The organism is Micromonospora sp. NBC_00898 (genome assembly GCF_045207895.1).
In the GTDB taxonomy this organism is placed as follows: Bacteria; Actinomycetota; Actinomycetes; order Mycobacteriales; family Micromonosporaceae; genus Micromonospora.
The window spans coordinates 3,455,340-3,481,538 of record NZ_CP108775.1 but is presented as its reverse complement, the minus strand read 5'-3'; the positions used below and the strand labels follow the sequence as shown (position 1 = coordinate 3,481,538).

The following is a 26,199-nucleotide window of genomic DNA, read 5'->3' as shown; positions in this document are numbered from 1 at the left end:
GCCGGCGGTGGGGCCACCGCCGGCGCACCCCCGCGGTCCGCTACCGGCGCGGCGCGCCGGTCAGGTGGGTCAGCGACCGGGCCACCAGGTCGTCCCGGGCCGCCGGGGCCAGCCCCTCCAGGCCGAAGCCGAGGTAGACGCTGTCGTCGGTGACCACCGCCGAACCCTCCTCGAACGCCTGCTGGCTGCGCGTCCAGTCGTTCGGCGCGCCGGCGGACCCGGCCGGCGGGCCGGCCACCGTCCAGCCGCCCAGGTCGGCCGTCTCGAACGAGGTCTCCGACAGCACCGTCCCGTCGGCGATCACCCGGGCGTCGTCGAGGAAGACCCCGAGACCCTGGGTGCCCCAGTCGGAGACGTACGAGATGGAGACCTCGACCTTCCTGCCCGCGTACGCCGACAGGTCGACGGCGAACTCCTGCCACCCGCCGGACGCCCCGGTGGCCGCGTTCCAGGTGCCGGTGCTGCCCGTGGGGGAGCAGTCGGCGCCCTGGTAGTGGCCGAGGAACGGGTGCAGCTGCGCCACCCAGCCGGACTGGCAGCTCTCCCCGGTCGCCGTGCCGGTGTGCCCGTTGAGATCGGGCAGCGTGGTCCACTGGTCGCTGCCCACCTCGTGCGCCTCGACCAGCAGGTAGTCCCAGTCCTGCTCGACGTCGTACGAGGTGAAGAAGCGCAGCTGGCCGGTGGACGCCGCGGTCAGGTCGACGGTCCGGGTGAGCCGCTTGTACGACTCGTCGGCGCGGCCGCTGTACAGGTACCAGCCACCGGTCCGGGGGTCGAACGGCGCCGCGCCCGGTCGCGCCCAGTCCACCGCCGCCGAGCTGGCGAACTGCGGGAACCGCTCCGGCGGCAGGAAGCTCGACGTGGTGAGGAACGACGCCGTGTGGTCCTGGTTCCCCGCCGACCCGGCCGTGTTGAGCTGCCCGTCGAAGCCGGCGAACGCCCCGTCCGAGCCACGCACCGGGTACGGGTCGCCGTTCGGGTCGGTGCCGCCGTCGCTGACGTAGTTGTACGCCCCGAGGTAGTACTGCTGGAAGTCGTTGAGCAGCGGCAGGCAGGTCACGTCGTCCGGGTCGGTGCACTCCGGCGGGGCGTCCGGCCGGTAGACGTAGCTGCCGTTGGCGCCCTGGGCGAAGAGGGCGTACTTGCCGCTGACCAGCACCTTGCCGCCCTCGTTGAGATAGTCGCGGACGGCCAGCTCGGTGGTGAGCGCGGCCTCGGCGGCGGTGCCGCCGACCTGGCCGGGGGAGCGGAGGATGATGTCGTCCCCGGTCTCCCAGACCACCGCCCGGTAGTGCGACAGCACGCCCAGCGGGTGCGGCGCCCTGCGGCCCATGGCGTCGAAGTCGTACACGTCGGCGTGGTGGCCGGCGGCCTCCACGGAGGCGGCGATCTGGGCGGCGTACTTCGCGGTGGTGGCGTTCTGCGCCGGGCTCAGCCCGGTCACGTCCTCCGCCGCGAGCACCAGCACGTCACCGCCGATGTCGGAGTGCACCCGGTAGCTGAAGTGCTCGCTGGCCACCGGGCCCGTCCGGGGCTTGACCCCGGTGAACCAGACCTCCACCCGGTCGCCCGGTTTCGTGCCGGTCACCGTGCCGCGCAGCTCCGCGTAGTAGTCGTCGTTCGTGTCGCCGTACCGCTCGCCGCCGCGCCACTCGCCGACCTTGACCGTCTTCGGCCGGCCGCCGTTGACCACGTAGTGCATCCGGACGTCCTTCAGCGCCCGCCGGGTGATCGAGGCGACCTGCTGGGTCCGCCCGTACGAGGTGTCGAAGGCGTCCACCCGGAAGTCCGGGGTGCTCCGGCCGACCACCGAGACCGGGTCGTCCGGGTCGGCCGCCGACTTCGCCACGGCGAGGGCGAACGGCAGGTTCTTCGCCACCTCGTCGGCGATCAGCTTCTCGTCGTCGGGGAAGACGAAGCCGCTGACGCAGTCCTCCGGCCGCCACTGGTCGTCGGGATCGGAGGCGGCGGCCGTCTGGCAGGTGGACATCTCGGGGGTGAAGCCGAGGGTGCCGTACCGGACGTGGGCGTGCGCGTCGGTGTCGCCGTTGGTGGTGTACAACTCGGCGGAGATGTCCGGGTCGTAACCGGGCACCGCCGGGTGGGCGTCGTCGCCGGCCATCGCCTCGTAGATGACGTCGTCCGGGGTCGGCGTGCTCACCTGCCAGCCCACGCCGTAGAGCAGCAGCTGCGCGGCCGAGTGGTAGTTGACGAAGAACTCGAAGCCGACCCGCTTGAAGAGCCCGTCCAGGGCCTTGGTCTCCGGCTCCGAGTTGGGGCCGGCGCCGCGGTAGGTGTCGCTGTTCGGCTCCGGCGACGAGCCCTCGTCGTCGTACCCCCACTTGAAGGCGAAGTTGCGGTTCAGGTCGACGCCGTCCGCGCTGGTGAGCTGGCCGTCGCCGTCGTTGTCCCGCAGGTTCTTGCGCCACAGCCGGTTGCCCGGGGTGAAGGTGTGGTCGTAGCCGTCGGGGTTCGCCACCGGCAGGAACCACAGCTCGGTGGTGTCCACCAGCCGGGTGATCTCCGCATCCGTGCCGTAGTTGTCCAGCACGTGGTGCAGCAGCCGGCGGGTCATCTCCGGGGTGATCCATTCCCGGGCGTGCTGGGTGCTGGCGTAGAGCACCGCGGGACGCTTCCCGTCCGCCACCGTCCGGGCGTTCCTCGTGACCTTGACGGCCAGGATCGGCTGCCCCTGCACCGTACGGCCGAGGGTCTCCACCTTGGCCAGCCCGGGGAACCGGGCGGCGGTGGCGGTCAGCTCGTCCCGGATGCCGCCGGGCTCGCTGTACGAGCGGAACGCCTTCCAGCCGGCCGCGGCCTGCTCCCGCAGCGCCTGCGAGGCGTCCTTGCCGTGCACCTTCTTGACGGTCAGCGGGACGCCCTGGCCGGTGAGCCGGGCCGCCTCCCGCCGGGTGAGCACCGTCTCGATCGTCGTGCTGCCGTTCGCGTCGGCGGTCCGGTGTTCCTCGTCCAGGTCGACCCCGGCGGCCCGCAGCCGGTCGAGCTGCTCGGCGTTGACCGTGCCGACGTACACCTCCATGCTGTCGCGGCCGCCCGGGTCGGACGGTGGCCGCGCGCTCGCCGGTGCGGTCAGCGCCATCGCGCCGACCAGGGTGAACACGCCGGCGATCGCCAGCCGTGTCGGTCTCATCGCGCCCCCTTTGGTGGAAGGACCTGTAGCGGAAGCCTTCCGGTACCCGGGAAGGCATGTCAATAAGTCGATCGGTGTGGGTCGACGCCGGGTCGCCGTAGGGACTCAATGGCTCGATCGGTCCGTCAGCCATGCCCACCTCGATGTGTTCATAGTGGGAAACCGGCTGACGGGCCTGGGTCGAAAGGTAGCGGCAGCGGGCGATCAGGTCGGCGTCGTCCGAGAGGAGCATCCCACCTCCGGACGTTGTGATGATCTTGTTGCCGTTGAACGAGAGCACCCCAGCCCGGCCGAACGACCCGGCGTGTCGGCCGTGCCGGGTGGCCCCGAGCGCCTCCGCGGCATCCTCCACGACCGGTACCTCGGCCTCGGCGCAGAGCGGCAGGATCCGGGAGTAATCGGCGCACGCTCCGAACATGTCCACCGGCATCACGGCGGCGATCCTGCGGCCGCGGGCGCGCAGGTTGCGCAGGAGCTCGTCCAGCAGCGCCGGATCGAGGTTGCCGGTGGCGGGCTCGCAGTCGACGAAGACCGGTTCCGCTCCGGTGTAGACCACGGCGTTGGCCGTCGCGACGAACGTCAGGGTGGGGACCACGACGACGTCCCCGGGCCGTACGTCAAGGGCGAGCAGGGTCAGGTGCAGGCCGGCGGTGCCTGGGGCCAGCGCCACCGCGTGCGCGCAGCCGACCCGCTGGGCGACCTCGCGTTCGAACGCCTCCAGGTGCGGACCCGCCGGTGCCACCCACCCGGACCGGAGCGCGTCGAGGACGTACGACTCTTCGAGTGGACCGACATCCGGAGCTGACAAGAGAATCGGCTCGGTCATGGGACACGAACCTCGGTGCATGCCATTCGATCGGACAACGATCAGGGAAAACCATAGATGATCTCCGGCGCTCATCGTGCGGTCCGCGGGCCGGTCCGGCCCGCTGGGCAGGTCTCTCCGCCTAACGACAGATCCCTCCGATGATTTCGGTTTGCCCGCATTTACGCCTGTCTGCGGCCTTCAACCCACCGGTACCGGTCCGAAGTGTCGTCCGGGGACGCTCCGCCAGCCCCGGTGCCTCCGTGGCGGACGCGTAGAGTGGTCCGGCCGACGATCCCTGCGGTCGGCCGATGGGGGACGAATGCTGCACCTGAGGATCATCGCCCCGCCCGACCGGTCGGGCGCGGTGGCCGACCTGTTGGCCGCGGATCCCGGGGTCACCCACCTGGCGGTGCTCAGCGGAGCCGCCCGTCAGCCCGCGGGCGATCTCATCCTCTGCGACGTGGTGCGGGAGAGCGCTGACGGAGTGTTCCAGGGACTCCAGCAGTTGGGAGTCGAGGCAGGCGGCGGGATCGCCGCCGACGACGTCGAGCTGACCCTCTCCAGGGCGGCCGACCAGGCGGCCGAGACGGCGCCCGGCAGCGGCGCCGACGCGCTGGTCTGGGACGAGATCGCTGCGAAGACGGGCGAGCAGACCGAACTCTCCGGCACATATCTGGTGCTGATCGTGGTCGCCACGATGATCGCCGGGATCGGCGTGCTGCTGGATCAGCCGATCCTGATCGTCGGTGCCATGGTGGTCGGCCCCGAGTTCGGTCCGCTCGCCGCGCTCTGCGTCGCGCTGCTGCGCCGCAAAGTGGAGATCATCGTTCGCTCGGTCCAGGCACTGGTGGTGGGCTTCCTGGTCGCCATGATGGCCACCGTGCTGAGCACCTGGGCGCTCACCGCCGCCGGTCTCGTCAGCCGGGAGATGCTGCTTGCCGAGCGGCCCCTGACAGATTTCATCTGGCGGCCCGACGCACTCTCCTGGGTGGTCGGTCTGCTGGCCGGGGTCGCCGGCATGCTCTCACTCACGTCGAAGAAGTCCGGCTCCCTGGTCGGGGTGCTGATCTCGGTGACCACCGTGCCGGCCGCCGCCAACGTCGCTGTCGCATCCGCGTACGGAGTCTGGCACGAGGCGGCCGGCTCGACGCTCCAGTTGGTCATCAACCTCTGCGCGATCGTCCTCGCAGGCCTGATGACTCTGGCCGTGCAGAAGCTGTGGTGGTGGAACGTGGGCCGGCGCGCCACCAGGCCGATCACTCCCATGCGTCCCCGGCGTCCAGCCGACGATCGAGGAGCGTCCGTAGGGGGACCGATTCCCCATCCCGACCGCCCGCTCCGATGACCAGCGGCGGCGGTTGGGGTCGCGGGTCGGCGCCGAACAGCCGGGCCCGCAGGCTGGCTGGGACGGTCAGCAGGTAGAACCGCCCGTCGGCGTCGACCGCTCGGGAGCGGGCCCGATCGATGTACCAGCCGGTCAGCCGGGTCCGGTAGCGACCAGGGCCGTGGTAAGGCCGGGCGGCCAGCGGCACGGTGCGCAGGCCGCGCCGAGTCGCTTCAGCCGCGAACCGGGCGACGAGTTCCGCGGCCTCGGCCTGTTCGGCCGCGCGGCGCCGCTCCTCGGCCGCCGCGTGTGCCCGCACTGCCCACTGCCGCTTCTCGAGCCATGTCGGGCCGTCGTCCTGCACGTCTGGACGGTACGCGACGCGCTGTCGCTCGCCCTCCTGGAAGCCCGTGCGGGCATTCATCGGTTCGACCGCTTGCGACGCTTTTAGCGGGTAATGTCGGGATTCATGGTAGAGCAGGTGCATCCCGGCGAGATAGGGCGGTCGTCCCGACCGCCGTGGAATCCGCAGGGCGACGATACCGGTCGACGGCGACGTCGACGGTGGTTGCCGAGGACCCGTCGGGCCCGGGTGATGGTCCTCTTTGCCGCCCTCGTGCTGCTGCTGGTGATCGGCGGGGGGGGCGGCGGGTGGCTCTACGTATGGTCGCTGGACAACCGGGTCCAGAAGGTCGACGCCTTCCACGGGTTGCAGGAGGACCAGCGACCGGTCCGGGCCGCGGATTCCGCGCTCAACTTCCTCGTGGTCGGCAAGGACGCGCCGAACCCGGGCAGCACAGCCTCGCGCACCGACACCATCATGCTGATCCACGTACCGCACAGCCGGGACCGGGCTCAGGTCATTTCGGTTCCGCGGGACACCTGGACCACCATCCCCGCCTCCCTTCCGGAGGACGGAGGAGGCCCGACGAAGGCGAAGATCAACGCCGCGTACGCCTGGGGTGAGGCGCCGCTGCTGGTCCGGACGATCGAGGGCTTCACCGGCGTGCGCATCGACCACGTGGTCGAAATCGACTTCGTCGGCTTCGGCAAGGTCATCGATACGCTGGGCGGGGTCGACGTAACGGTTGATCGGGCCTTCACGTCGAGCGTGCCGCCCGGGCGTGTCTACGAGCCCGGCGTGCATCACATGGACAGCGCGGTTGCCCTCGAGTACGCGCGGGAGCGGCGCCAGTTCGCCGATGGAGACTACAGCCGCATGCGGCACCAGCAGGCCATCCTCGCCGCTGTGATGCGGAAGGCCGGCAGCAGGGGCATCCTGACCAACCCGGGCCAGCTCAACGACTTCCTCCGGGCGACGACCGGTGCCGTGCGGGTGGACGAGAAGCTGTCGGTCTTCGACACCATCTGGAACCTAGGTGGCGTCGGCGCCGAGAACGTCACCATGTTGACCAGCCCCACAACCGGCGTGGGGATGGTCGGCGACCAGAGCGTGATCTTTCCCGATACGGCAGCCTCGGCGAAGCTCTTCGCGGCGGTCAAGAACGACACCATGGACGAGTGGCTGGCTGAGAACCCGGACGCCCGTAACTCTTCGAACTGACCGAGCCCCGCGGGCTGGTGCCGGGCCCACTTCGACGGTGGGCCCGGCAGCATCCCAGCAGATCGCCCCGGGCCGGGCCCGCGTGGCCCGCTCCAAGGGGCCCGACGGGACGATCATCCGTCTTGGGCCAGGCCGGCCCGGCGCAGCGCGTCGGCCATGGCGCCGTTGGCCGGCGCCTGCGTCGAACCGCCCCGGCCCTGCCGCTGCTGCGGCCCGCCACGGCCGCCCTGCGCCTCTCGGCCACCACCGCGACCGTCCCGGCCACCGCCCTGACCGCCGCGCGATTCATCCCGGCCGCCCTGACCGCCGCGTGGGCCGCCGCCCCGCTCGCGACGCCCGCCCTCCGGGCCGCCGCGTCCGGTGCCCCGGTCCGTCTCGTCGTCCAGCCGCAGGGTCAGCGAGATCCGCTTGCGGGGCACGTCGACGTCGAGCACCTTGACGCGGACCACGTCGCCGGACTTCACCACGTCCCGCGGGTCCTTGACGAAGGTGTTCGACATTGCCGAGACGTGCACCAGGCCGTCCTGGTGCACGCCGACGTCGACGAACGCGCCGAACGCGGCCACGTTGGTGACCACGCCCTCCAGCAGCATGCCGGGGACCAGGTCGCTGATCTTCTCGACGCCCTCGACGAACGTCGCCGTCTTGAACGCGGGCCGCGGGTCGCGGCCCGGCTTCTCCAGCTCGCGCAGGATGTCGGTGACGGTGGGCAGACCGAACGTGTCGTCGACGAAGTCGGTCGCCTTCAGCCCGCGCAGGATCGCCGACTTCCCGATCAGCGAGCGCAGGTCCTGCCCGCTGCTGGCCAGGATCCGCCGCACCACCGGGTACGCCTCGGGGTGCACGCTGGACGAGTCGAGCGGGTCGTCGCCGCCGGGGATGCGCAGGAAGCCGGCGCACTGCTCGAAGGCCTTCGGGCCGAGCCGCGCCACCTTCTTCAGCTCCGCCCGGGTGCGGAACGGGCCGTTCGCGTCCCGGTGCAGCACGATGTTCTCGGCCAGCCCGGCGCCGATGCCGGAGACCCGGGTGAGCAGGGGAGCGGAGGCGGTGTTCACATCCACGCCGACCGCGTTGACGCAGTCCTCGACGACGGCGTCGAGCGAGCGGGACAGCTTCACCTCGGACAGGTCGTGCTGGTACTGCCCGACGCCGATCGAGCGCGGGTCGATCTTGACCAGTTCGGCGAGGGGGTCCTGGAGCCGGCGGGCGATGGAGACCGCGCCGCGCAGCGACACGTCCAGCCCGGGCAGTTCCTGCGAGGCGTACGCGGAGGCGGAGTAGACCGACGCGCCGGCCTCGGAGACCACCACCTTGGTGAGGTCGAGCTGCGGGTACCGCTTGATCAGGTCACCGGCGAGCTTGTCGGTCTCCCGGCTGGCGGTGCCGTTGCCGATGGCGATCAGCTCCACCCCGTGCGCCCCCGCCAGCTTCGCGAGGGTCTCGATGGAGGCGTCCCACTGCCGGCGCGGCTCGTGCGGGTAGATCGTCTCGGTGGCCACGACCTTGCCGGTGGCGTCCACCACGGCCACCTTCACGCCGGTCCGCAGGCCCGGGTCGAGGCCCATCGTGGGGCGGGTGCCGGCGGGCGCGGCGAGCAGCAGGTCGCGCAGGTTGGTGGCGAAGACCCGGACGGCCTCCTCCTCGGCCGCCTGCCACAACCGCATCCGCAGGTCCGCGCCGAGGTGGATGAGGATCCGGGTACGCCAGGCCCAGCGCACCGTGTCGGCCAGCCACCTGTCCGCCGGGCGGCCGGCGTCGCTGATCCCGAAGCGGCCGGCGATGGCCGCCTCGTACCGGGTCGGGCCGGTGACGACCGCGTCGGAGTCGCCCTCGGCCTCCGGGTCCATGGTCAGGTCGAGCACGCCCTCCTTCTCGCCCCGGAACATCGCCAGGATCCGGTGCGAGGGGAGCCGGGTGTACGGCTCGGCGAAGTCGAAGTAGTCGGCGAACTTGGCGCCGACGGTCTCCTGGCCGTCGCGTACCCGGGAGACCAGCCGGCCTCGCGACCACATCTGCTCGCGCAGCGTGCCGATCAGGTCGGCGTCCTCGGCGAACCGCTCGATGAGGATGGCCCGGGCCCCCTCCAGCGCGGCGGCGGCGTCCGCGACGCCCTTCTCGGCGTCGACGTACCCGGCGGCCGTCGCGCGCGGGTCCTGCGAAGGGTCGGCCAGGAGCGTGTCGGCCAGGGGCTCCAGCCCGGCCTCGCGGGCGATCTGCGCCCGGGTCCGCCGCTTCGGCTTGTACGGCAGATAGATGTCCTCCAGCCGGGACTTCGAGTCGGCCGCCATGATCTGCGCTTCCAGGGCCTCGTCGAGCTTGCCCTGGCCGCGGATCGACTCCAGCACCGCGGCGCGTCGCTCGTCCAGCTCGCGCAGGTAGCGCAGCCGCTCCTCCAGGGTGCGCAGCTGGGCGTCGTCGAGCAGGCCGGTGGCCTCCTTGCGGTAGCGGGCGATGAACGGCACGGTGGCGCCGCCGTCGAGCAGCTCCACGGCCGCGCGTACCTGCCGTTCGGCGACGCCGAGCTCGTCGGCGATCCGCTGGTGCACAGACTGGGTCACGATCTTCATCCGCCTTTTCGGGTGGGTTCCGCAGTGCATTGTGCCGGTCCGCCCGGACGACTGCCGCCGCCCCCGCCGGCTGCGCTAGCGTGGCGATCATGGAACCACCTGCCGACCCGCGGGCGCGGCGGCTCTTCGGCGGCAGCGCCCGGGCCCTCGGTGACCTGGCCGCCAGTCCGTTCCGGGCCGACCGGGACCGGATCGTGGCCTCGCCCTTCTTCGCCCGGCTGAACGGGGTGACCCAGGTGGTCAGCCCGGGCGGGTCGGGCCTGTTGGTGCACAACCGGCTCACCCACAGCCTGAAGGTGGCCCAGGTGGCCCGCGCGGTCGCCGAGCGGCTCACCGCCGACGGGGAGCACCGGGCGCTGCTGGAGAAGCTGGGCGGCTGCGACCCGGACGTGGTGGAGGCGGCGGCGCTCGCCCACGACCTCGGTCACCCGCCGTTCGGGCACCTGGGGGAGCGGGTGCTGGACCGGCTGGCCCGGCAGCGCCTCGGCCTGGCGGACGGCTTCGAGGGCAACGCCCAGTCGTACCGGATCGTCACCAGCACCGAGATCCGCGGCGCGGCCACCACCGGGCTGGACCTCACCGCCGCGGTGCGGGCGGCGATGCTGAAGTACCCCTGGACCCGGCTCGACCACCCGGACCCGCACCCGCGACAGCTCGACCCGGCGCCGCGGGGCGCCACCCCGCCGCCGGACGACCCGGAGAGCGGGTCGTCGAAGTTCGGCGCGTACCGGACCGAGGTGGACGACCTGCGGCAGGCCCGCGAGCCGTTCGCCGGGCGGATCCCGGACTGGCAGCAGACCCCGGAGGCGTCCATCATGGACACCGCCGACGACATCGCGTACGCCATCCACGACGTGGAGGACTTCTACCGGGTCGGGGTGCTCCAGCAGGGCACGGTGGCCGCCGAGCTGATGGCCTGGCAGCGGGAGGACGGGCACTTCCGGGCGATCACCGACGCCGCGCTGGCCACCTCGGCCCGCCGCCCCGGCGCGGCGATCGAACGGCTGCGCCGGCAACTGCACCGCAAGGACGCCTGGGTGGCCGACGACGACGCGTTCGCCGCCGCCGTCGAGCACGTCCGCGAGGAGCTGGTGGAAGGGCTGCTCGCGCTCCCCTTCGACGGCTCGATCGAGGCGGAGCAGTACGTGGCCCGCTTCTCCGCCCGCTGGTCGACCCGGTTCGTCGACGCGATCACGGTTACCGCCGAGCCGAACGTCCGCTCCGGCCATGTGCTGCTGGCCAAGGCGCAGTGGCACGAGGTGCAGGTGCTCAAGTTCGTCCACCACCGGTTCGTGCTGGCCCGCCCCGACCTGGCCCTGCACCAGCGCGGTCAGGCCCGGCTGCTGGGCACCCTGGTGGAGGCGCTCTGGGAGTGGCTGCTCGACCCGGAGGAGGAGTCCCGGCTGCCCCGCCGGCTGCACGACCTGGTGGAGCTGGCCGAGGCGGAGCTGCATCCGCGTACGCCGGACCGGATCGGCCGGGCCCGCGGCCGGGCCATTGTCGACTTCGTCGCACAGCTCACCGACGGCCAGGCCGTGGCGATGCTGGACGCCCTCTCCGGCCGCTCCGGCGCCCTCTGGACGGACGCGTTCGTGCTCTGACCGGCGTCAGGAAGGGCCCCTGCTCTACCGCAGGCGTTGACAGGGGCCCCTCCTTGCACCTCAGGCGATCGCCTGCCACCAGCCGTCCACGGCCGGCGGGTCGTCCACCACCACCCGTTCGCCGGGGCGCGGCACGGCCAGGCGGACGTCCCGGGCCTTCGCCTCCATCCAGAGCCGGTTCACCGGCTCGGACCAGTCGTGCAGGGCCAGGTTGAACGTTGCCCAGTGCACCGGGATGAACAGCCCGCCGCGCAGGTCGAGGTGGGCGGCGACCGCCTCCTCCGGGAACATGTGGATGCTCGGCCAGGCCCGGTCGTACGCGCCGATCTGCATCAGCGTGACGTCGAACGGTCCGTGCTCCGCGCCGATCTCGGCGTACCCGGCGAAGTAGCCGGAGTCGCCGGTGTAGAAGGCCCGGCGGTGCGCGCCGGCCACCACCCAGGAGCTCCAGAGCGTGCCGTCGCGGCGCAGCCCCCGGCCGGAGAAGTGCTGGGCGGCGGTGGCGGTGACGGTCAGGCCGCCGACCCGGTGGCTCTCCGACCAGTCCAGCTCGATGATCCGCTCCGCGGGCACGCCCCACCGATCCAGGTGGGCGCCGACGCCGAGCGGCACCAGGAACGGGGCGGACTGGTGGGCGAGCAGCCCCCGCACCGTCTCCAGGTCCAGGTGGTCGTAGTGGTCGTGGGAGATGAGGATGGCGTCGACCGGGGGCAGCTCGTCGAGGCGTACCGGCGGCTCGTGGATCCGGCGCGGGCCGATCAGGGCGGACGGGGAGCACCGGTCGCTCCACACCGGGTCGAGCAGCACCCGGTGCCCCTCGATCTCGATCAGCGCCGAGGCGTGGCCGTACCAGACGACGTTGAGCTCCCGGGCCGGGTCGGGGGCGGGCGCGGCGGACGGGCGCAGCAACGGCACCCCACCGTCGGGCCGCCGCTTCTGCTTGCCGAAGATCAGCTCCTTGACCAGGTTGCGGCCCGGGTCGGCGATCATCGTCCGGGTGCTCGCCGGGTTGTGGAAGGTGCCGTCGCGGAACTGGGGCGAGCGGGCCGCCCGCTCCGCCCGGGCGCCGGTGAGCCGGCCGCCGAGCTGTGCCGGCACGTCGCGCCCCACCCAGGCCACGCCGGCCAGCGCCGCCACCCCGGCCATCCGCCACAGTCGGCGGCCGAGCGCCCGCTCGACCGCCCGATCCGCTGTCTCGTCCATCTCGTTCCCTCCGCCGTGTCCCGCAGTACACGGTAGCCACCCGGACGCCGTCGCGCCCCCGCGCTCAGCCCAGCCGCCGCCGCACCGCCGACCCGACCGTCGCGCCCATTCCGCCGACCGAGCGGACCACCTGCGACAGCTTCGGCAGCCAGCCGCCCGGACGGATTCGCCGGCCGGGTTGGGCGTGAAGATGATGCCGTCGTGCGGCGCCACCGGCCGGTTGCTCAGCCCGGCCAGCCGCATCAGCGGACCGACCAGCACGCCGTACAGGCTGGGCAGGACAGTGAAGCCGAACCGCATGACCACGTTGAGCCGGCCCACCGAGATCTCCCGGCACGCCCGGTCGGCGCAGCTCACGATCGCCCGGGCCACCCGTTCCGGCGTGGTGATCGGCAGCGGGGGCCGGCCGACCCGCGTCGGGTGTGGTCACGTCGGTCGGTACGACGAGCACCGGCGCGCCGGCGGCCCGACACTCCTCGCGTACCTCGGCGAGGGTGGCGGGGGAGCGGGCCGCGAGGACCAGACGGTGCCCGGCGAACTCCCGAGCCGCAGCCCGGCCGATCCCGCTGGTCGCGCCGGTGATCACCACCGTCCGGGTCACGGCGCGAGCACGACCTTGACGCAGCCGTCCTGCTTCTTCTGGAACATCTCGTACGCCTGCGGCGCCTGCTCCAACGGAAGCCGGTGGGTCCGCAGGTCCGCCACGCCGAGCGGGTCGTCGTCGCCGGCCAGCACGGACGATCGCGTCGGTCGGCTCCTCGATGCGGGGGTCCGGTACGACCTCGATCTGGACGTCACGCTTGCCTTGCCAGGTCAGTGCCTTCATGCCTGAATGTCCCTCCTCGGTGCCGTCCATCGGACTGCTACCCGCGCTGGGACGCTTGAACCGGTCGCTGGGGACCTCCCCGGACCTCCCCGGACCTCCCCGGACCTCCCCGGACCTCCCTACGGGGCGTTGCGGTCGTTGTTGGTTGCGGTGGGGGTGTGGCCCGCCGTGCCCGGCTCCGTGCGGTCAGGCTTGATCCCTGCGCCGGTCACGGCGGGCCACACCCCTGCCGTGATCCGGTCCGCCCGTGGGCTCCGGATCGTCCGGTTCGCGTGTCCCGTCGACGTGTTGCGGCAGGTTGGTGTCTGCGGGCGTGGTGAAGCCCCGATGTGCCGCAGGTTGTGTGGATCTTGGTGGTCGACGTGTGATCGCAGGGATCGTCTGGGCGGGATATCCGTTTTCTGGGTGTGACCGGTGGCATCCCAGGGCCGGAATCGTGGCCGGGCCGGGGTCGTTACATATCGCGTACGACCGAGTACCTGGCCCGCTCGACCGGGCCGGACGGTCCCCGGGAATGGTGGTGGGCCGCCGGTCGTTACACATGGTCCCGGCGCCGCGAAGAGGCCCCGCCCCGCGGTCGGACCGGGCAGAGACTTTCCCCCTTGTGCTTTTGAGCGCCTGACGGTGCTTGCGTCTGCCGCTGACCCCCGTCGGTGGTGTGACGCCAACCCCCGAATGGAGCTTCATCATGAACACGATCATGCGGAAGAGCATTCTCGGTATCGCTGGTCTGGCCTTCACCGGCGGCGTGTTCGCCGGCCCGGTCGCCGCCCACGCGGCCACCCCGGTTGATGGCAAGCCGGTCGCGGTGGCGGTGCAGGCCGACAAGCCGGGCGTCGACAAGGCGAAGCTGATCCCGCACGGTGTGCAGGGCGCCCAGTCGAAGATCACCCTGAACGACGAGCAGACCGCCAACGCGAAGGCGATCATCGCCGCGACGAAGAAGGCCGGTCTGCCGGAGCGGGCCGCGGTCATCTCGATCGCCACGTCCCTGCAGGAGTCGAAGTTGGAGAACCTGGGTCACCTGGGTGACGCCAACGACCACGACTCGCTGGGCCTGTTCCAGCAGCGCCCGTCCAGTGGTTGGGGTACGCCGGAGCAGATCACCAACCCCGAGTACGCGACCCTGGCGTTCGAGAAGGGCCTCAAGCAGGTCGACGGCTGGCAGGACATGCCGCTGACCGAGGCCGCCCAGACCGTGCAGGTGTCGGCCTACCCGGACGCCTACGCCCAGTGGGAGCAGCAGGCCGCCGACCTCGTCGCCGCCAACTGGAACAGCTGACCCACCCAACCGAACACAAAGCCGCTGGCCGGCACCCCAACACGGGGTGCCGGCCAGCGGCATATCCACGTACCCAGACAAGACCGTGACCGGCGGGCGGACCGCGACCAACGTCAGGGCTGGGGGCGACCGTTCCCGGCGCAGGGATCAAGCCTGACCGCCCGGAGCCGGGGACGGTCGCCCCCAGCCCCCAACCGCAACCAACGACGAGCCAGGGACGGCCGCAAAACAAGCGAAGCCCGGAAAGCGGCCGACCGCCGCACTCCGGCTGGGGCACGGCGGTCGGTTCAGAGGCGTGCTCAGGTGCCCGGGGTGTCGCCGCGCTTGGCGGTGGCCGCGAGGTAGTCGCGGTTGAGCCGGCCGATGGTGTTCAGCGGGATGCCCTTCGGGCAGACCGCGGTGCACTCGCCGGTGTTGGTGCAGCCGCCGAAGCCGGCCTCGTCATGCGCGTCGACCATGCCAATGACCCGGGTGTACCGCTCGGGCTGGCCCTGCGGCAGCAGCGAGAGCTGGGTGATCTTGGCGGCGGTGAAGAGCATGCCGGAGCCGTTCGGGCAGGCCGCCACGCAGGCGCCGCAGCCGATGCAGGCGGCCGACTCGAAGGCGGCGTCCGCGTTGGCCTTGGCCACCGGCGTGGAGTGCGCCTCCGGGGCGCTGCCGGTCGGCGCGGTGATGTACCCGCCGGCCGCGATGATCTTGTCGAAGGCGCTCCGGTTGACGACCAGGTCCTTGATGACCGGGAAGGCGCGGGCCCGCCACGGCTCGATGTCGATCGTCTCGCCGTCTTTGAACTGCCGCATGTGCAGCTGGCACGCGGTGGTGCCGCGCTGCGGCCCGTGCGCGTCGCCGTTGATCATCAGGCCGCACATGCCGCAGATGCCCTCGCGGCAGTCGTGGTCGAACGCCACCGGCTCCTCGCCGGCGAGGATCAGCCGCTCGTTGAGCACGTCGAGCATCTCCAGGAACGACATGTCCGGGGAGACGTCGTCGACCTGGTAGGTCACCATCCGACCCTTGTCCTCAGGGCCGGACTGGCGCCAGATGCGCAGGGTCAGGTTCACTTGTAGCTCCGCTGCGTGGGGTGGACGTATTCGAACTTCAGGTCTTCCTTGTGCAGCACGGACGACTCGCCGGTGCCGGTGTACTCCCAGGCCGCCACGTACGCGAAGTGCTCGTCGTCGCGCTGCGCCTCACCGTCGGGGGTCTGGTGCTCGGCCCGGAAGTGGCCGCCGCAGGACTCCTCGCGGTGCAGGGCGTCGATGCACATCAGCTCGGCCAGCTCGAAGAAGTCGGCCACCCGGCCGGCCTTCTCCAGCGACTGGTTGAGACCCTCGCCGTCGCCCGGGACGCGGACCCGCTGCCAGAACTGCTCGCGCAGCGCCCGGATCTCATCGATCGCCTTCCGGAGACCGGCCTCGGAGCGCTCCATGCCGCAGTGTTCCCACATGATCTGGCCCAGCTCCCGGTGGAACGAGTCCACCGTCCGGTCGCCGTTGACGGCCAGCAGCCGCTGGATCCGGTCCTCGACGTCCGCCCGCGCCTCGACCACCGCCGGGTGGCTGGCCTCGACCTTGTCGAACGGGCCGGCGGCCAGGTAGTTGGCGATGGTGCTGGGCAGCACGAAGTAGCCGTCCGCGAGGCCCTGCATCAGCGCCGAGGCGCCGAGCCGGTTCGCGCCGTGGTCGGAGAAGTTCGCCTCGCCGATCACGAACAGGCCCGGGATGCTCGACTGGAGGTCGTAGTCGACCCAGAGGCCGCCCATCGTGTAGTGCACGGCCGGGTAGATCCGCATCGGGACCTCGTACGGGTCCTCGCCGGTGATCCGCTCGTACATCTCGAAGAGGTTGCCGTACTTGGCCTCGATGGCCTTGCGGCCGAGCCGGTTGATCGCGTCGGCGAAGTCGAGGTAGACGCCGAGCTTGGTCGGCCCGACGCCGCGGCCGGAGTCGCAGACGTTCTTCGCGGCGCGGGAGGCGATGTCGCGGGGGACCAGGTTGCCGAAGGAGGGGTAGATCCGCTCCAGGTAGTAGTCCCGCTCGTCCTCGGGGATGTCCTTCGGGTTGCGGTCGTCGTCCTTGGCCTTCGGCACCCAGACCCGGCCGTCGTTGCGCAGCGACTCGCTCATCAGGGTCAGCTTCGACTGGTGGTCGCCGGAGACCGGGATGCAGGTCGGGTGGATCTGCGTGTAGCAGGGGTTGGCGAAGTACGCGCCCTTGCGGTGCGCCCGCCAGGTGGCGGTGACGTTGCAGCCCTTGGCGTTGGTGGAGAGGTAGAAGACGTTGCCGTAGCCGCCGGAGGCGAGCACCACCGCGTCGGCCATCTCCGTGGTGATCTCGCCGGTGACCAGGTCCCGGACGACGATGCCCCGGGCCTTGCCGTCGACGATGATCAGCTCCAGCATCTCGTGCCGGGCGTTCATCTCCACGTTGCCGAGGCCGATCTGCCGCTCCAGCGCCTGGTACGCGCCGAGCAGCAACTGCTGGCCCGTCTGGCCCCGGGCGTAGAAGGTGCGCTGCACCTGCGCGCCGCCGAAGGAGCGGGTGTCGAGCAGTCCGCCGTACTCGCGGGCGAACGGCACGCCCTGCGCCACGCACTGGTCGATGATGTTGACCGAGACCTCGGCGAGGCGGTGCACGTTCGACTCCCGGGAGCGGAAGTCGCCGCCCTTGACGGTGTCGTAGAAGAGCCGGTGCACCGAGTCGCCGTCGTTGCGGTAGTTCTTGGCGGCGTTGATGCCGCCCTGGGCGGCGATCGAGTGCGCCCGTCGCGGGCTGTCCTGGTAGCAGTAGGACTTGACCTGGTAGCCCTGCTCGGCCAGGGTGGCCGCGGCCGAGCCGCCGGCCAGGCCGGTGCCCACCACGATCACCGTCATCTTGCGGCGGTTGGCCGGGTTGACCAGCTTCGCCTCGAAGCGGCGGCGGTCCCAGCGGGTCTCGATCGGGCCCTCGGGAGCCTTGGTGTCGGCGATCGGGTCGCCCTCGATGAAGAGATCCATGGTCAGGACACCAATCCGGTGAGTACGGCGAACGGAACCACCAGGTAGCCGGCGCAGAGCGCGACCGCGAGGACCAGCGCCGCGGCGCGCGCCCGGCGCTCACCCTTGGGGGTCTGCTGGCCCAGGCTGCGGAACGCGCTGAAGGCGCCGTGGCGCAGGTGGAAGCCGAGCGTGACGATCGCCAGGGTGTAGAAGAGCGTGACGTACCAGCGCTCCGGCGCGAAGTCGGCGACCACGTTGCCGTACGGGTTGCTGGCGTCGCCCTGCGGGTTCAGGTGACCGGTGGTCAGATCCAGGATGTGGTAGATCACGAAGAGCAGGATGATCACCCCACCCCAGCGCATGGTGCGGGCCGCGTAGCTGCCGTGCACCTTCTTGCGGTGGGCGTACCGGACCGGGCGGGCGGCGCGGGCGCGCATCGCGAGGACGGTGGCGGCCCCGATGTGGGCCAACACGGCCACGGTGAGCACCGTGCGCTGGATCCACAGGTACCAGGTGTGTGGGAGCAGCGGCGTGCCGATGTCGCGCAGCCAGTGCGCGTAGTGGTCGAACGAGGTCTCCCCCGTGAACACCTTCAGGTTGCCGAGCATGTGCGCGATGAGGAACAGCACCAGGAGAGTGCCCGTCACCGCCATGACGGCCTTCAGGCCGACGTTCGAGCGGATGGGCGACCGAGTTTTCGTGATTACCACCTGACCGACGCTAGGAGCAGTTTGATCAGTCGTCCAATGCATCGACCTCGCAGTCTTGATAGCCGTAGGCTATGTAGATGCAGCTCCATCAGCTCCGGTACTTCGTTGCGGTCGCAGAAGTACGACATTTCACCCAAGCTGCCGACCTGGTCGGCATAACCCAGCCCTCGTTGAGTAAGCAAATTCACGCCCTCGAGACCGACCTCGGGGCCCCGCTCTTCGAACGGGTAAGGGGCAACATCGCCCTCACCGCGGCGGGCGAGGTGCTGCTCCCGTTGGCCAAGCGGATCCTCGCCGACGTCGACACCGCCACCCGGGAGGTGCAGGAACTGGTCGGGCTCCGCCGGGGGCGGGTCCGGCTGGGCGCCACCCCCAGCCTGGCCACCTCCCTCGCCCCGCCGGTGCTGCGCCGGTTCCGCGACGCCCACCCCACCGTCGACCTCCGGGTGGAGGAGGGCGGCTCACAGGACCTGGTCCGCGACCTGCTCCGCGGCGACCTCGACCTGGCGCTGATCATCATGCCGTCGGCGGGCACCGACCCGGGCCTGCGCGCCGACCCGATCCTGCGGGAGAGCCTGGTGGTCGCCTCGGTGGACCCGCTGCCGGCCACCTCCGGCACCGGCGAGCTGCGCATCACCGACCTGCGCGACCAGCCGCTGGTGATGTTCCGCGAGGGCTACGACCTGCGCGACGCCACCCTCCAGGCCTGCCGGGACGCCGGATTCGAACCGACCCTCTCGGTCGACGGCGGGGAGATGGACGCCGTGCTCAGCTTCGTCGAGGCCGGACTCGGCGTCGCCCTGGTGCCCGGCATCGTGGTCGCCCGCCGCCCCGGCATCCGGGTCACCCGGCTCGCCCCGCCCGGCGTCCGCCGCACCATCGCGGTGGCCCGCCGGCGCGACGTCGTGCCCACCCACGCCGGCCGCGAACTGCGCCGCATCCTCCTGGAGTACGTCCACGACGCCACCGCCGCCGACCAGCTCCCCGCCGGCGTGGAGCCGCTGTAGGTCAGCCGGCGAGGGCTGGTGGCACCGGAGCGCCCAGGTGCCGGAGCAGGGCGGCGACCTTCCGGTCCAGCTCGACGCCGACCTTCGTGATGCGGTCGTCGCCGAAGGAGGCGAAGAGCAGGCTGGGCTGGTCGATGCTGAACTGTGTGCTGCCGCTCGAGCGGCTGGAGATCACCGGACGCAGCGGCGCGTACATGAACGCGTCCGGGTCGTACCGGTACATCTCCTCGATGATCACGTGGTTGCCCATCAGGTACACGGCACACGGCCCGGGGTCGCCGGCCAGGGTCATCAGCGGCTCGACATCGCTGCCCCAGTAGCGGAGGAACCCGTGCGGCGCCGAACGATCCATGAGGGCGACCATCTCCGACCAGTCCGCCCCGCGCTCCACGAGCGCGCCGAACGTCGTCGGGTCGTACACGGGAACGGCCGCCTCGTACCGCTTCCGGAACTCGTCGAACGGCATCTCGACGGTGACGCGGAGCCGCCGCGCCTGGTAGCGGACCTCGGACGTCGGCCCTGCCGCCATGCGTACCCACCCTTGGCTCGTCTGAGGCTCGTCGGGTCCGGGTACCCCGCTGGCGGCCGGGTATGTCGAAGACGTTCACCTGCAGCTCCTCCCCATTCGCGCCCTGCCGTCGGTTCCCCGCTCGACCTTGTCCTTGGCGCTCTCCGTGGAGCTCATGTCGCCTCCCTGTTCTCTCGGCGGACCGCGGCGCTGTCAGCCCTTCCCGACCCGCGTCCCGCCCCTCGGGGGTGAAGACCCGGGTCGCTCCCGAACTGTTCACCGAGGCGCTGGAGGGCTTGACGTGCCAGCCCCGGCAAGGTGGCTATTCAGGATTTTGGTGGACGCGGCTGCTGTTTCGGTCGGATCAACGGCGAAATCGGGTAATAATCCCGTATCCGGTCATATGCGTGCATTAGGGCACGAGGTGTAGAGGCGCGGGGGTTAAGTAGATGACGGATCTTGTCGACACATCGCTCAGGCCGCTGAATCGGCGTACCTTCATCAAGTCAGTGGGTGTTGCGGGAGCCAGTGTGGCGCTCTACGCCTACCTGCCTGGGGGAGGGACCCAGGCACTGGCGCAGATCCCTGGGGGCTCGCTTGACCCCACCACGGTGCCGAAGTTCCTGACACCGCTGCTCATCCCACCGGCCATGCCGCGGGCGGATGTCATCTGCTCGCGCGGCGGCAAACAGATCGACTACTACGAGATCTCGGTGCGGCAGTTCCAGGAGCAGATCCTGCCGGCGGGACTGCCGGCCACCACGGTGTGGGGATACGGCCCCGTTGGCGGGGGGAAGAAACACGGACGCAAGCATCCTGACCTTCATCACGCGCCGTCGCTGACGATCGAGGCGAGGCACAACCGACCGGTCCGGATCAAGTGGATCAACGAGCTGGTCGACAAGCGTGGCAAGTTCCTGCCGCACCTGTTGCCGGTCGATCAGACCCTGCACTGGGCGAACCCACCCGGTGGCCGTGACGGCCGTGACACGCGCCCCACGTTCACCTCGACGCCGAGGCCGTACACGGGCCCGGTGCCCCTGGTGACCCACGTGCACGGTGCGGTCGGGGTGGGCGACGAGAGCGACGGGTACGCCGAGGCGTGGTACCTGCCCGACGCGCACAACATCGAGAAGGGCTTCGCCACCGAGGGCACCTGGTACAACTTCTTCAAGGGCAAGGCGGCGACGAAGTTCGATGTGACCTGGCGGCCTGGGCTCGCCATCTTCCAGTACCCCAACGCGGACCGCGCCTCGACGAACTGGTACCACGACCACACCCTGGGCATGACCCGGCTCAACGTGTACGCCGGCCCGGCGGGCTTCTACATCATCCGCGGCGGCCCCGCCGGCGACGACGCGGTGCGCGACAGCCGCACCGGTCGCCGGGCGACACTGCCAGGGCCGGCGCCGCAGGAGAACGACCCGCCCGACAAGACCTACCGCGAGATCCCTCTCGCGATCCAGGACCGGTCGTTCAACGACGACGGGTCGCTGTTCTACCCGGACACGCGGGCCTTCTTCGACGGGATCACCGAGTACATCCCCGACACCGACATCTCGCCGATCTGGAACCCCGAGTTCTTCGGCAACATGATCATGGTCAACGGCAACACCTGGCCATTCCAGAAGGTCGAGCAGCGCCGCTACCGTTTCCGGGTCCTCAACGGTTGTGACTCGCGGTTCCTCATCCTCGACTTCAGCCAGATCCCCGGCGTCGAGGTGTGGGCGATCGGCAACGAGGGCGGCTTCCTCGCCGACCCGGTGGACCTCACCACGACCAACGGGAACCGGTTGCTCATGGGCCCGGCCGAGCGGGCCGACCTCATCGTCGACTTCACCCACGTGCCGGTCGGGAGTTACGTGCTGGGCAACGTCGGCCCCGACGCGCCGTTCGGCGGGGTTCCGATCGACGACCCCGACCTTGCCGACCCGGCCACGACGGGCCAGATCATGCAGTTCCGGGTCGTGCCCGCTGTCGATGCCGACACCTCGACCCCGCCGCGGTTCCTCCGGCTGCCCGCCATCAAACACCTGCCGGCCGCGACCGTCACCCGGCCGCTGGCCCTGCTCGAGAAGGTGTCAGAGTTCTTCGACGCCCCCGCTGAGACGGGGCTCGGCACCGTGGCGGACGACCCCGCCCCGGGAACCTGGACCCGCCGGTTGTGGGCGGACCCCGTCACGGAGAACCCGGCCCTCAAGGCCACCGAGGTGTGGGAGCTCTACAACACCACCGTTGACGCTCACCCAATCCACATCCACGAGGTGAAGTTCGAGGTGGTGAACCGCCAGGACATCACCGTGACCGAAGCCACGCAGCAGGTGCAGGTCGTGCCGGGTTCGGATCTGCAACCCCCGGAGCCGTGGGAGACCGGCTTCAAGGACACGGTGGTCGCCCTCCCGGGACAGGTGACGCGGGTGAAGGCGAAGTTCGACACCCCCGGCCAGTTCGTCTGGCACTGCCACATCGTGGAGCACGAGGACAACGAGATGATGCGGCCCTACCGCATCGGCCCGATCCAGCCCGGCAGCCCGGATGATCCTGGCCCCGGCAGGCGCGGTTAGCGCCGGTTGACCGGCAGGGCGAGGCGGATCAGCAACCGCCTCGCCCCCGCCGGTCCGGGTCAGCCCCCTCGGCGCCCCTCGGCGTCGTCCATCGCCCGGTAGATCCGCTGCTCGGAGACCGGGTACGGGGTGCCGAGCGCCTGGGCGAAGACGTTCACCCGCAGCTCCTCGATCATCCAGCGGATCTGCCGGACCGCCGCCGACTGCCGCTTCGTCGGCGGCAGCGCGGCGAGCATGTCCTGGTACTCTTTCTGCACCACCGCGACCCGGTCCTGCAGCTGTTTGTCCCGCTGCGGGTTGCCGGGCAGCCGGTCCAGCCGCCGCTCGATGGCGGTGAGGTAGCGCAGCAGGTCGGGCAGGCGGGCGTACCCGGCCTCGGTGATGAAGCCGGCGTGCACCAGGCCGCCGAGCTGCGCTCGGATGTCGGCCAGGGCGGCCACCACGGCCAGGTTCCGGGTCGCGCCGAGCCGCTGCTCCACCGCGTACGCGGCGGCGAGCACGTTGCGGACCCGGTCCATCACCTCGACCACGGTGTCGACCAGGTCGGCGCGGACCCGGTCGCGCAGCGCGGCGAAGCCGTCGGCGTCCCAGGCCGGGCCACCCGCATCGCCGATCAGCTTGTCGATCGCCGCCCCGGCGGCATCCTCGATGAGCTGCTGCACCCCGCCGTGCGGGTTTCGGCTCAGCGCCAGCTTCGCCTCGTTGGACAGCCGCCCCTGGAGGATTTTCGCCGGGGACGGGACGGTGAGCCGCAGCAGCCGCCGGGTGCCCGCCCAGTGCGCGGCGGCCTGTTCGGCCTCGGAGTCGAAGACCTTCACCCCGACCGTCGTGCCCTCGTCGACCAGGGCCGGGTACGCGGTCACCGCGTACCCGGCGCGGACCTGCTCGATGGTGCGCGGCAGGGTGCCGATGCTCCACTCCTTCAGGCCGGTCCGGGCCACGTCCGGCGCGGCGGCGGCGACGACCTGGCGTACCTCCTGACGGAGCTCGCGCTGCAGGGCCGGCAGGTCCTTGCCCTCGGCGACCGGCTTGTCGTCCTCGCCGAGCACCCGGAACGTCACCCGCAGGTGCGGTGGCAGCTTCGGCACGTCCCAGGCGTCCCGGGGCACGGTCACCCCGGTCATCCGGCGCAGCTGCCGGGTGAGCGCGTCGAGCAGCGGCTCCTCGCCGGCCGGCATCTCGGCGAGCGCGGCCCGGGCGTAGTCGGGCACCGGGACGAAGTTGCGCCGGATCGCCTTGGGCAGCGACCGGATCAGCGCGACCACCAGCTCCTCGCGCAGCCCCGGCACCTGCCAGTCGAAGCTCTCCGCCGGCACCTGGTTGAGCATCGGCAGCGGGATGTCCACGGTCACCCCGTCGGTGGGAGTGCCTGGCTCGAACCGGTAGGTCAGCGGCAGCGCCACCCCGTCGGCCCGCCACTCGTCCGGGTAGTCGGCCTCGTCCACCCCGCCCCGACCGGTGTTGATCAGGAGTTCGCGGGTGAAGGTGAGCAGGTCGGGCCGTTCCCGGCGGATCTTCTTCCACCAGGCGTCGAAGTGCCGCCCGGAGACCACGTCGGCGGGGATCCGCTCGTCGTAGAAGCCGAAGATCGTCTCGTCGTCGACCAGGATGTCCCGGCGCCGGGCCCGGCTCTCCAGCTCCTCGATCTCGGTCAGCAGCCGCTGGTTGTCCGTCCAGAACTGGTGGTGGGTCTGCCAGTCGCCCTCGACGAGGGCGTGCCGGATGAACAGCTCCCGGGACAGCGCCGGGTCGATCCGACCGAAATTGACCTTCCGGGAAGTGACCAGCGGGATGCCGTAGAGGGTGACCTTCTCGTAGGCCATCACCGCGGCCTGCTTCTTCTCCCAGTGCGGCTCGCTGTAGCTGCGCTTGACCAGGTGCTGGGCCAGGGGCTCGACCCACTCGGGCTCGATCCGGCCGTTCACCCGGCCCCAGAGCCGGGAGGTCTCCACCAGCTCGGCGGCCATCACCCAGCGCGGCGGCTTCTTGAACAGCGCCGAGCCGGGGAAGAGCGCGAACTTCGCCCCCCGCGCGCCCAGGTACTCGTGCTTCTGGGCGTCCTTGAGCCCGACGTGCGAGAGCAGGCCGGGCAGCAGCGACTGGTGCACCTTCGGGGTGTCGATCTCCTCCGGCAGGTCCGCGGCCGGGCCGCGCCGGCCGTCGCCGTCGCGCGCCGGTCGCCCTCCTTCCGGGGTACGTAGCACCTGGCGCAACTGGCTGACGATGTCCTGCCACTCGCGGACTCGCAGGTAGTTCAGGTATTCCGCCTTGCACATCCGGCGGAACGCGCTGGACGACAGCGCCCGCTGCTGCTCCCGCAGGTAGCGCCAGAGGTTGAGGAAGGCGACGAAGTCCGACTCGGCGTCGGCGAACCGCGCGTGCGCCTGGTCGGCCTGGGCCTGCTTCTCCGCCGGCCGCTCCCGCGGGTCCTGGATGGACAGCGCTGCGGCGATCACCACCACCTCGGTGGCGCAGCCGTTGCGTTCGCCCTCCAGGACCATCCGGGCCAGCCGCGGGTCGACCGGGAGCTGGGCCAGCCGCCGGCCCAGCGGGGTGAGCCGCTTCGCCGGGTCGGTCTCGGCCGGGTCCAGCGCGCCCAGCTCGTGCAGCAGGTTCACGCCGTCGGTGACGTTGCGCCGGTCCGGCGGGTCGATGAACGGGAACGCGGCGATGTCGCCCAGCCCGATCGAGGTCATCTGGAGGATGACCGAGGCCAGGTTGGTGCGCAGGATCTCCGGGTCGGTGAACTCGGGCCTGGATTCGAAGTCCTGCTCGTCGTAGAGCCGGATGCAGATGCCGTCTGAGGTACGCCCGCAGCGGCCCTTGCGCTGATTGGCCGAGGCCTGCGACACCGGCTCGATGGGCAGCCGCTGCACTTTGAGCCGGCTGGAGTAGCGGGAGATCCGCGCGGTGCCCGGGTCGACGACGTACTTGATGCCGGGGACGGTCAGCGAGGTCTCCGCGACGTTGGTGGCGAGCACCACCCGCCGTCCGGCGTGCGGGGCGAAGACCCGGTGCTGTTCGGCGCTGGAGAGGCGGGCGTACAGCGGCAGGATCTCGGTGCCGAGCAGCGACCGCTTCTTCTGCACCAGCTTGCCCAGCGCGTCGGCGGTGTCCCGGATCTCCCGCTCGCCGCTGAGGAAGACCAGGATGTCGCCCGGGCCTTCGGCGGCCAACTCCTCGACCGCGTCGCCGATTGCCTGGATCTGGTCGCGGACGTTCTCCTCGTCGGCCTCGTCCTCCTCCTCGGCCTCGGCGACCTCGACCAGCGGGCGGTAGCGGACCTCCACCGGGTAGGTGCGGCCCGACACCTCGACGATCGGCGCCGGCTCGCCGTCGGCGTCGGCGAAGTGCCGGGCGAACCGGTCGGTCTCGATGGTCGCCGAGGTGATGATCACCTTGAGATCGGGGCGGCGGGGGAGGAGCTGCCGGAGGTAGCCCAGGATGAAGTCGATGTTGAGGCTGCGCTCGTGCGCCTCGTCGATGATCAGCGTGTCGTACTGGCGCAGCATCCGGTCGGTCTGCAGCTCGGCCAGGAGGATGCCGTCGGTCATCAGCTTGACCAGGCTGTTCTCGCCCACCTGGTCGGTGAAGCGGACCTTGTAGCCCACCACGTCGCCCAGCTCCGTGCCGAGCTCCTCGGCGATCCGGTCGGCCACCGTACGCGCGGCGAGCCGGCGCGGCTGGGTGTGCCCGATCAGGCCGTTGATCCCGCGCCCCAGCTCCAGGCAGATCTTGGGCAGCTGGGTGGTCTTGCCGGAGCCGGTCTCGCCGGCCACGATCACCACCTGGTGGTCGCGGATCGCGGCGGCGATGTCGTCCCTGCGCTCGCTGACCGGCAACTGCGCCGGGTAGGTGATCACCGGCACGGCGGCCCGGCGGCTCGCCAGCCGCGCCTCGGCGCGGGCGACGTCGGCGCTGATCTCGGCGAGCGCGGCCTCCCGGCGCCCCGGGTCGCGCAGCCGGCGGACCCCGTCCAGCCGCCGTTGCAGCCGGCGCTGGTCGCGGAACATCAGGGCGGGGAGACGGCGGTGCAGCTCGCGAACGGTGTCGGGCGCGGCGGGTACGGCTGGATTCTGCATGTCGTCGCCAAGAATAGGCAGGGCG

Annotated in this window: 16 protein-coding genes and 2 pseudogenes; 6 read left to right on the top strand and 12 right to left on the bottom strand. The window is 71.2% G+C overall.

The features are described 5' to 3' along the window. Positions 1-40: 40 nt before the first annotated feature. Positions 41-3,151: a M14 family zinc carboxypeptidase gene (locus OG799_RS16990; RefSeq protein WP_406046001.1), complete on the bottom strand. Its 3,111-nt coding sequence runs from the start codon at positions 3,149-3,151 to the stop codon at positions 41-43. Between the two features lie 190 nt (positions 3,152-3,341). Then, positions 3,342-3,977, bottom strand: a pseudogene (locus OG799_RS16985) (aminotransferase class I/II-fold pyridoxal phosphate-dependent enzyme); the annotation flags it as partial. A 301-nt stretch (positions 3,978-4,278) separates the two neighbouring features. Here OG799_RS16985 and OG799_RS16980 point away from each other — a divergent pair. Then, positions 4,279-5,304, top strand: coding sequence for a DUF389 domain-containing protein (locus OG799_RS16980; RefSeq protein ID WP_406046000.1), 1,026 nt, complete (start codon positions 4,279-4,281; stop codon positions 5,302-5,304). On the opposite strand, the gene OG799_RS16975 is transcribed toward OG799_RS16980, so the two are convergent. Then, positions 5,216-5,647: a hypothetical protein gene (locus tag OG799_RS16975; protein WP_406046310.1), complete on the bottom strand. Its 432-nt coding sequence runs from the start codon at positions 5,645-5,647 to the stop codon at positions 5,216-5,218. The genes OG799_RS16980 and OG799_RS16975 overlap by 89 nt on opposite strands. A gap of 252 nt (positions 5,648-5,899) precedes the next feature. On the opposite strand from OG799_RS16975, the gene OG799_RS16970 reads away from it, so the two are divergent. Continuing rightward, the gene (locus OG799_RS16970; protein WP_406045999.1) at positions 5,900-6,847 is read left to right on the top strand and encodes an LCP family protein; all 948 of its coding nucleotides are present in this window, start codon (positions 5,900-5,902) and stop codon (positions 6,845-6,847) included. Between the two features lie 113 nt (positions 6,848-6,960). Here the strand turns inward: OG799_RS16970 and OG799_RS16965 are convergent, their stop codons facing one another. Then, a complete protein-coding gene (locus OG799_RS16965; RefSeq protein ID WP_406045998.1) occupies positions 6,961-9,444 on the bottom strand; it encodes a Tex family protein in 2,484 nt (827 codons plus the stop codon). Between the two features lie 59 nt (positions 9,445-9,503). On the opposite strand from OG799_RS16965, the gene OG799_RS16960 reads away from it, so the two are divergent. Beyond that, the gene (locus tag OG799_RS16960) at positions 9,504-11,015 is read left to right on the top strand and encodes a deoxyguanosinetriphosphate triphosphohydrolase family protein (RefSeq protein ID WP_406045997.1); all 1,512 of its coding nucleotides are present in this window, start codon (positions 9,504-9,506) and stop codon (positions 11,013-11,015) included. Positions 11,016-11,075: 60 nt separating this feature from the next. On the opposite strand, the gene OG799_RS16955 is transcribed toward OG799_RS16960, so the two are convergent. The 3 genes and pseudogenes from OG799_RS16955 to OG799_RS16945 all read right to left on the bottom strand — a co-directional run. Further along, positions 11,076-12,161: an MBL fold metallo-hydrolase gene (locus OG799_RS16955; RefSeq protein WP_406046309.1), complete on the bottom strand. Its 1,086-nt coding sequence runs from the start codon at positions 12,159-12,161 to the stop codon at positions 11,076-11,078. Between the two features lie 121 nt (positions 12,162-12,282). Continuing rightward, positions 12,283-12,804 carry an SDR family NAD(P)-dependent oxidoreductase gene (locus tag OG799_RS16950; protein ID WP_406046308.1) on the bottom strand — a complete coding sequence of 174 codons (522 nt, stop codon included), beginning with the start codon at positions 12,802-12,804 and terminating at the stop codon, positions 12,283-12,285. Positions 12,805-12,815: 11 nt separating this feature from the next. Then, positions 12,816-12,953 (bottom strand): annotated as a pseudogene (locus tag OG799_RS16945) (glutathione-dependent formaldehyde dehydrogenase); the annotation flags it as partial. Positions 12,954-13,732: 779 nt separating this feature from the next. Here OG799_RS16945 and OG799_RS16940 point away from each other — a divergent pair. Beyond that, the gene (locus tag OG799_RS16940) at positions 13,733-14,326 is read left to right on the top strand and encodes a hypothetical protein (RefSeq protein ID WP_406045996.1); all 594 of its coding nucleotides are present in this window, start codon (positions 13,733-13,735) and stop codon (positions 14,324-14,326) included. Positions 14,327-14,625: 299 nt separating this feature from the next. On the opposite strand, the gene OG799_RS16935 is transcribed toward OG799_RS16940, so the two are convergent. Genes OG799_RS16935 through OG799_RS16925 form a run of 3 tightly spaced genes read right to left on the bottom strand, consistent with a single transcriptional unit; the run spans position 14,626 to position 18,055 of the window. Then, positions 14,626-15,387: a succinate dehydrogenase/fumarate reductase iron-sulfur subunit gene (locus OG799_RS16935; RefSeq protein WP_406045995.1), complete on the bottom strand. Its 762-nt coding sequence runs from the start codon at positions 15,385-15,387 to the stop codon at positions 14,626-14,628. Next, positions 15,384-17,321: a fumarate reductase/succinate dehydrogenase flavoprotein subunit gene (locus OG799_RS16930; protein WP_406045994.1), complete on the bottom strand. Its 1,938-nt coding sequence runs from the start codon at positions 17,319-17,321 to the stop codon at positions 15,384-15,386. Before OG799_RS16930 ends, OG799_RS16935 begins: the two co-directional genes overlap by 4 nt. A 2-nt stretch (positions 17,322-17,323) precedes the next feature. Continuing rightward, entirely contained in the window at positions 17,324-18,055 is a 732-nt protein-coding gene (locus OG799_RS16925; RefSeq protein WP_406045993.1) for a succinate dehydrogenase cytochrome b subunit, read from the bottom strand. Between the two features lie 35 nt (positions 18,056-18,090). Here OG799_RS16925 and OG799_RS16920 point away from each other — a divergent pair, with 35 nt between their 5' ends. Next, positions 18,091-19,020, top strand: coding sequence for a LysR family transcriptional regulator (locus OG799_RS16920; protein WP_406045992.1), 930 nt, complete (start codon positions 18,091-18,093; stop codon positions 19,018-19,020). A gap of 1 nt (position 19,021) precedes the next feature. On the opposite strand, the gene OG799_RS16915 is transcribed toward OG799_RS16920, so the two are convergent. Then, positions 19,022-19,549 carry a hypothetical protein gene (locus OG799_RS16915; RefSeq protein WP_406045991.1) on the bottom strand — a complete coding sequence of 176 codons (528 nt, stop codon included), beginning with the start codon at positions 19,547-19,549 and terminating at the stop codon, positions 19,022-19,024. Positions 19,550-20,139: 590 nt separating this feature from the next. Here OG799_RS16915 and OG799_RS16910 point away from each other — a divergent pair. Beyond that, positions 20,140-22,092, top strand: coding sequence for a multicopper oxidase family protein (locus OG799_RS16910; RefSeq protein ID WP_406045990.1), 1,953 nt, complete (start codon positions 20,140-20,142; stop codon positions 22,090-22,092). 59 nt (positions 22,093-22,151) lie between these two features. On the opposite strand, the gene hrpA is transcribed toward OG799_RS16910, so the two are convergent. Beyond that, positions 22,152-26,174: an ATP-dependent RNA helicase HrpA gene (gene hrpA, locus OG799_RS16905; RefSeq protein ID WP_406045989.1), complete on the bottom strand. Its 4,023-nt coding sequence runs from the start codon at positions 26,172-26,174 to the stop codon at positions 22,152-22,154. Positions 26,175-26,199 lie beyond the last annotated feature (25 nt).

Excerpts from the sequence above, each read along its gene's own strand:
- OG799_RS16990 (WP_406046001.1), bottom strand. The coding sequence starts at position 3,151 with ATGAGACCGACACGGCTGGCGATCGCCGGCGTGTTCACCCTGGTCGGC.
- OG799_RS16980 (WP_406046000.1), top strand. The coding sequence starts at position 4,279 with ATGCTGCACCTGAGGATCATCGCCCCGCCCGACCGGTCGGGCGCGGTG.
- OG799_RS16965 (WP_406045998.1), bottom strand. The coding sequence starts at position 9,444 with ATGCACTGCGGAACCCACCCGAAAAGGCGGATGAAGATCGTGACCCAG.
- OG799_RS16960 (WP_406045997.1), top strand. The coding sequence starts at position 9,504 with ATGGAACCACCTGCCGACCCGCGGGCGCGGCGGCTCTTCGGCGGCAGC.
- OG799_RS16955 (WP_406046309.1), bottom strand. The coding sequence starts at position 12,161 with ATGGCCGGGGTGGCGGCGCTGGCCGGCGTGGCCTGGGTGGGGCGCGAC.
- OG799_RS16940 (WP_406045996.1), top strand. The coding sequence starts at position 13,733 with ATGAACACGATCATGCGGAAGAGCATTCTCGGTATCGCTGGTCTGGCC.
- OG799_RS16930 (WP_406045994.1), bottom strand. The coding sequence starts at position 17,321 with ATGGATCTCTTCATCGAGGGCGACCCGATCGCCGACACCAAGGCTCCC.
- OG799_RS16925 (WP_406045993.1), bottom strand. The coding sequence starts at position 18,055 with ATGCATTGGACGACTGATCAAACTGCTCCTAGCGTCGGTCAGGTGGTA.
- OG799_RS16920 (WP_406045992.1), top strand. The coding sequence starts at position 18,091 with ATGCAGCTCCATCAGCTCCGGTACTTCGTTGCGGTCGCAGAAGTACGA.
- OG799_RS16915 (WP_406045991.1), bottom strand. The coding sequence starts at position 19,549 with ATGGCGGCAGGGCCGACGTCCGAGGTCCGCTACCAGGCGCGGCGGCTC.
- hrpA (WP_406045989.1), bottom strand. The coding sequence starts at position 26,174 with ATGCAGAATCCAGCCGTACCCGCCGCGCCCGACACCGTTCGCGAGCTG.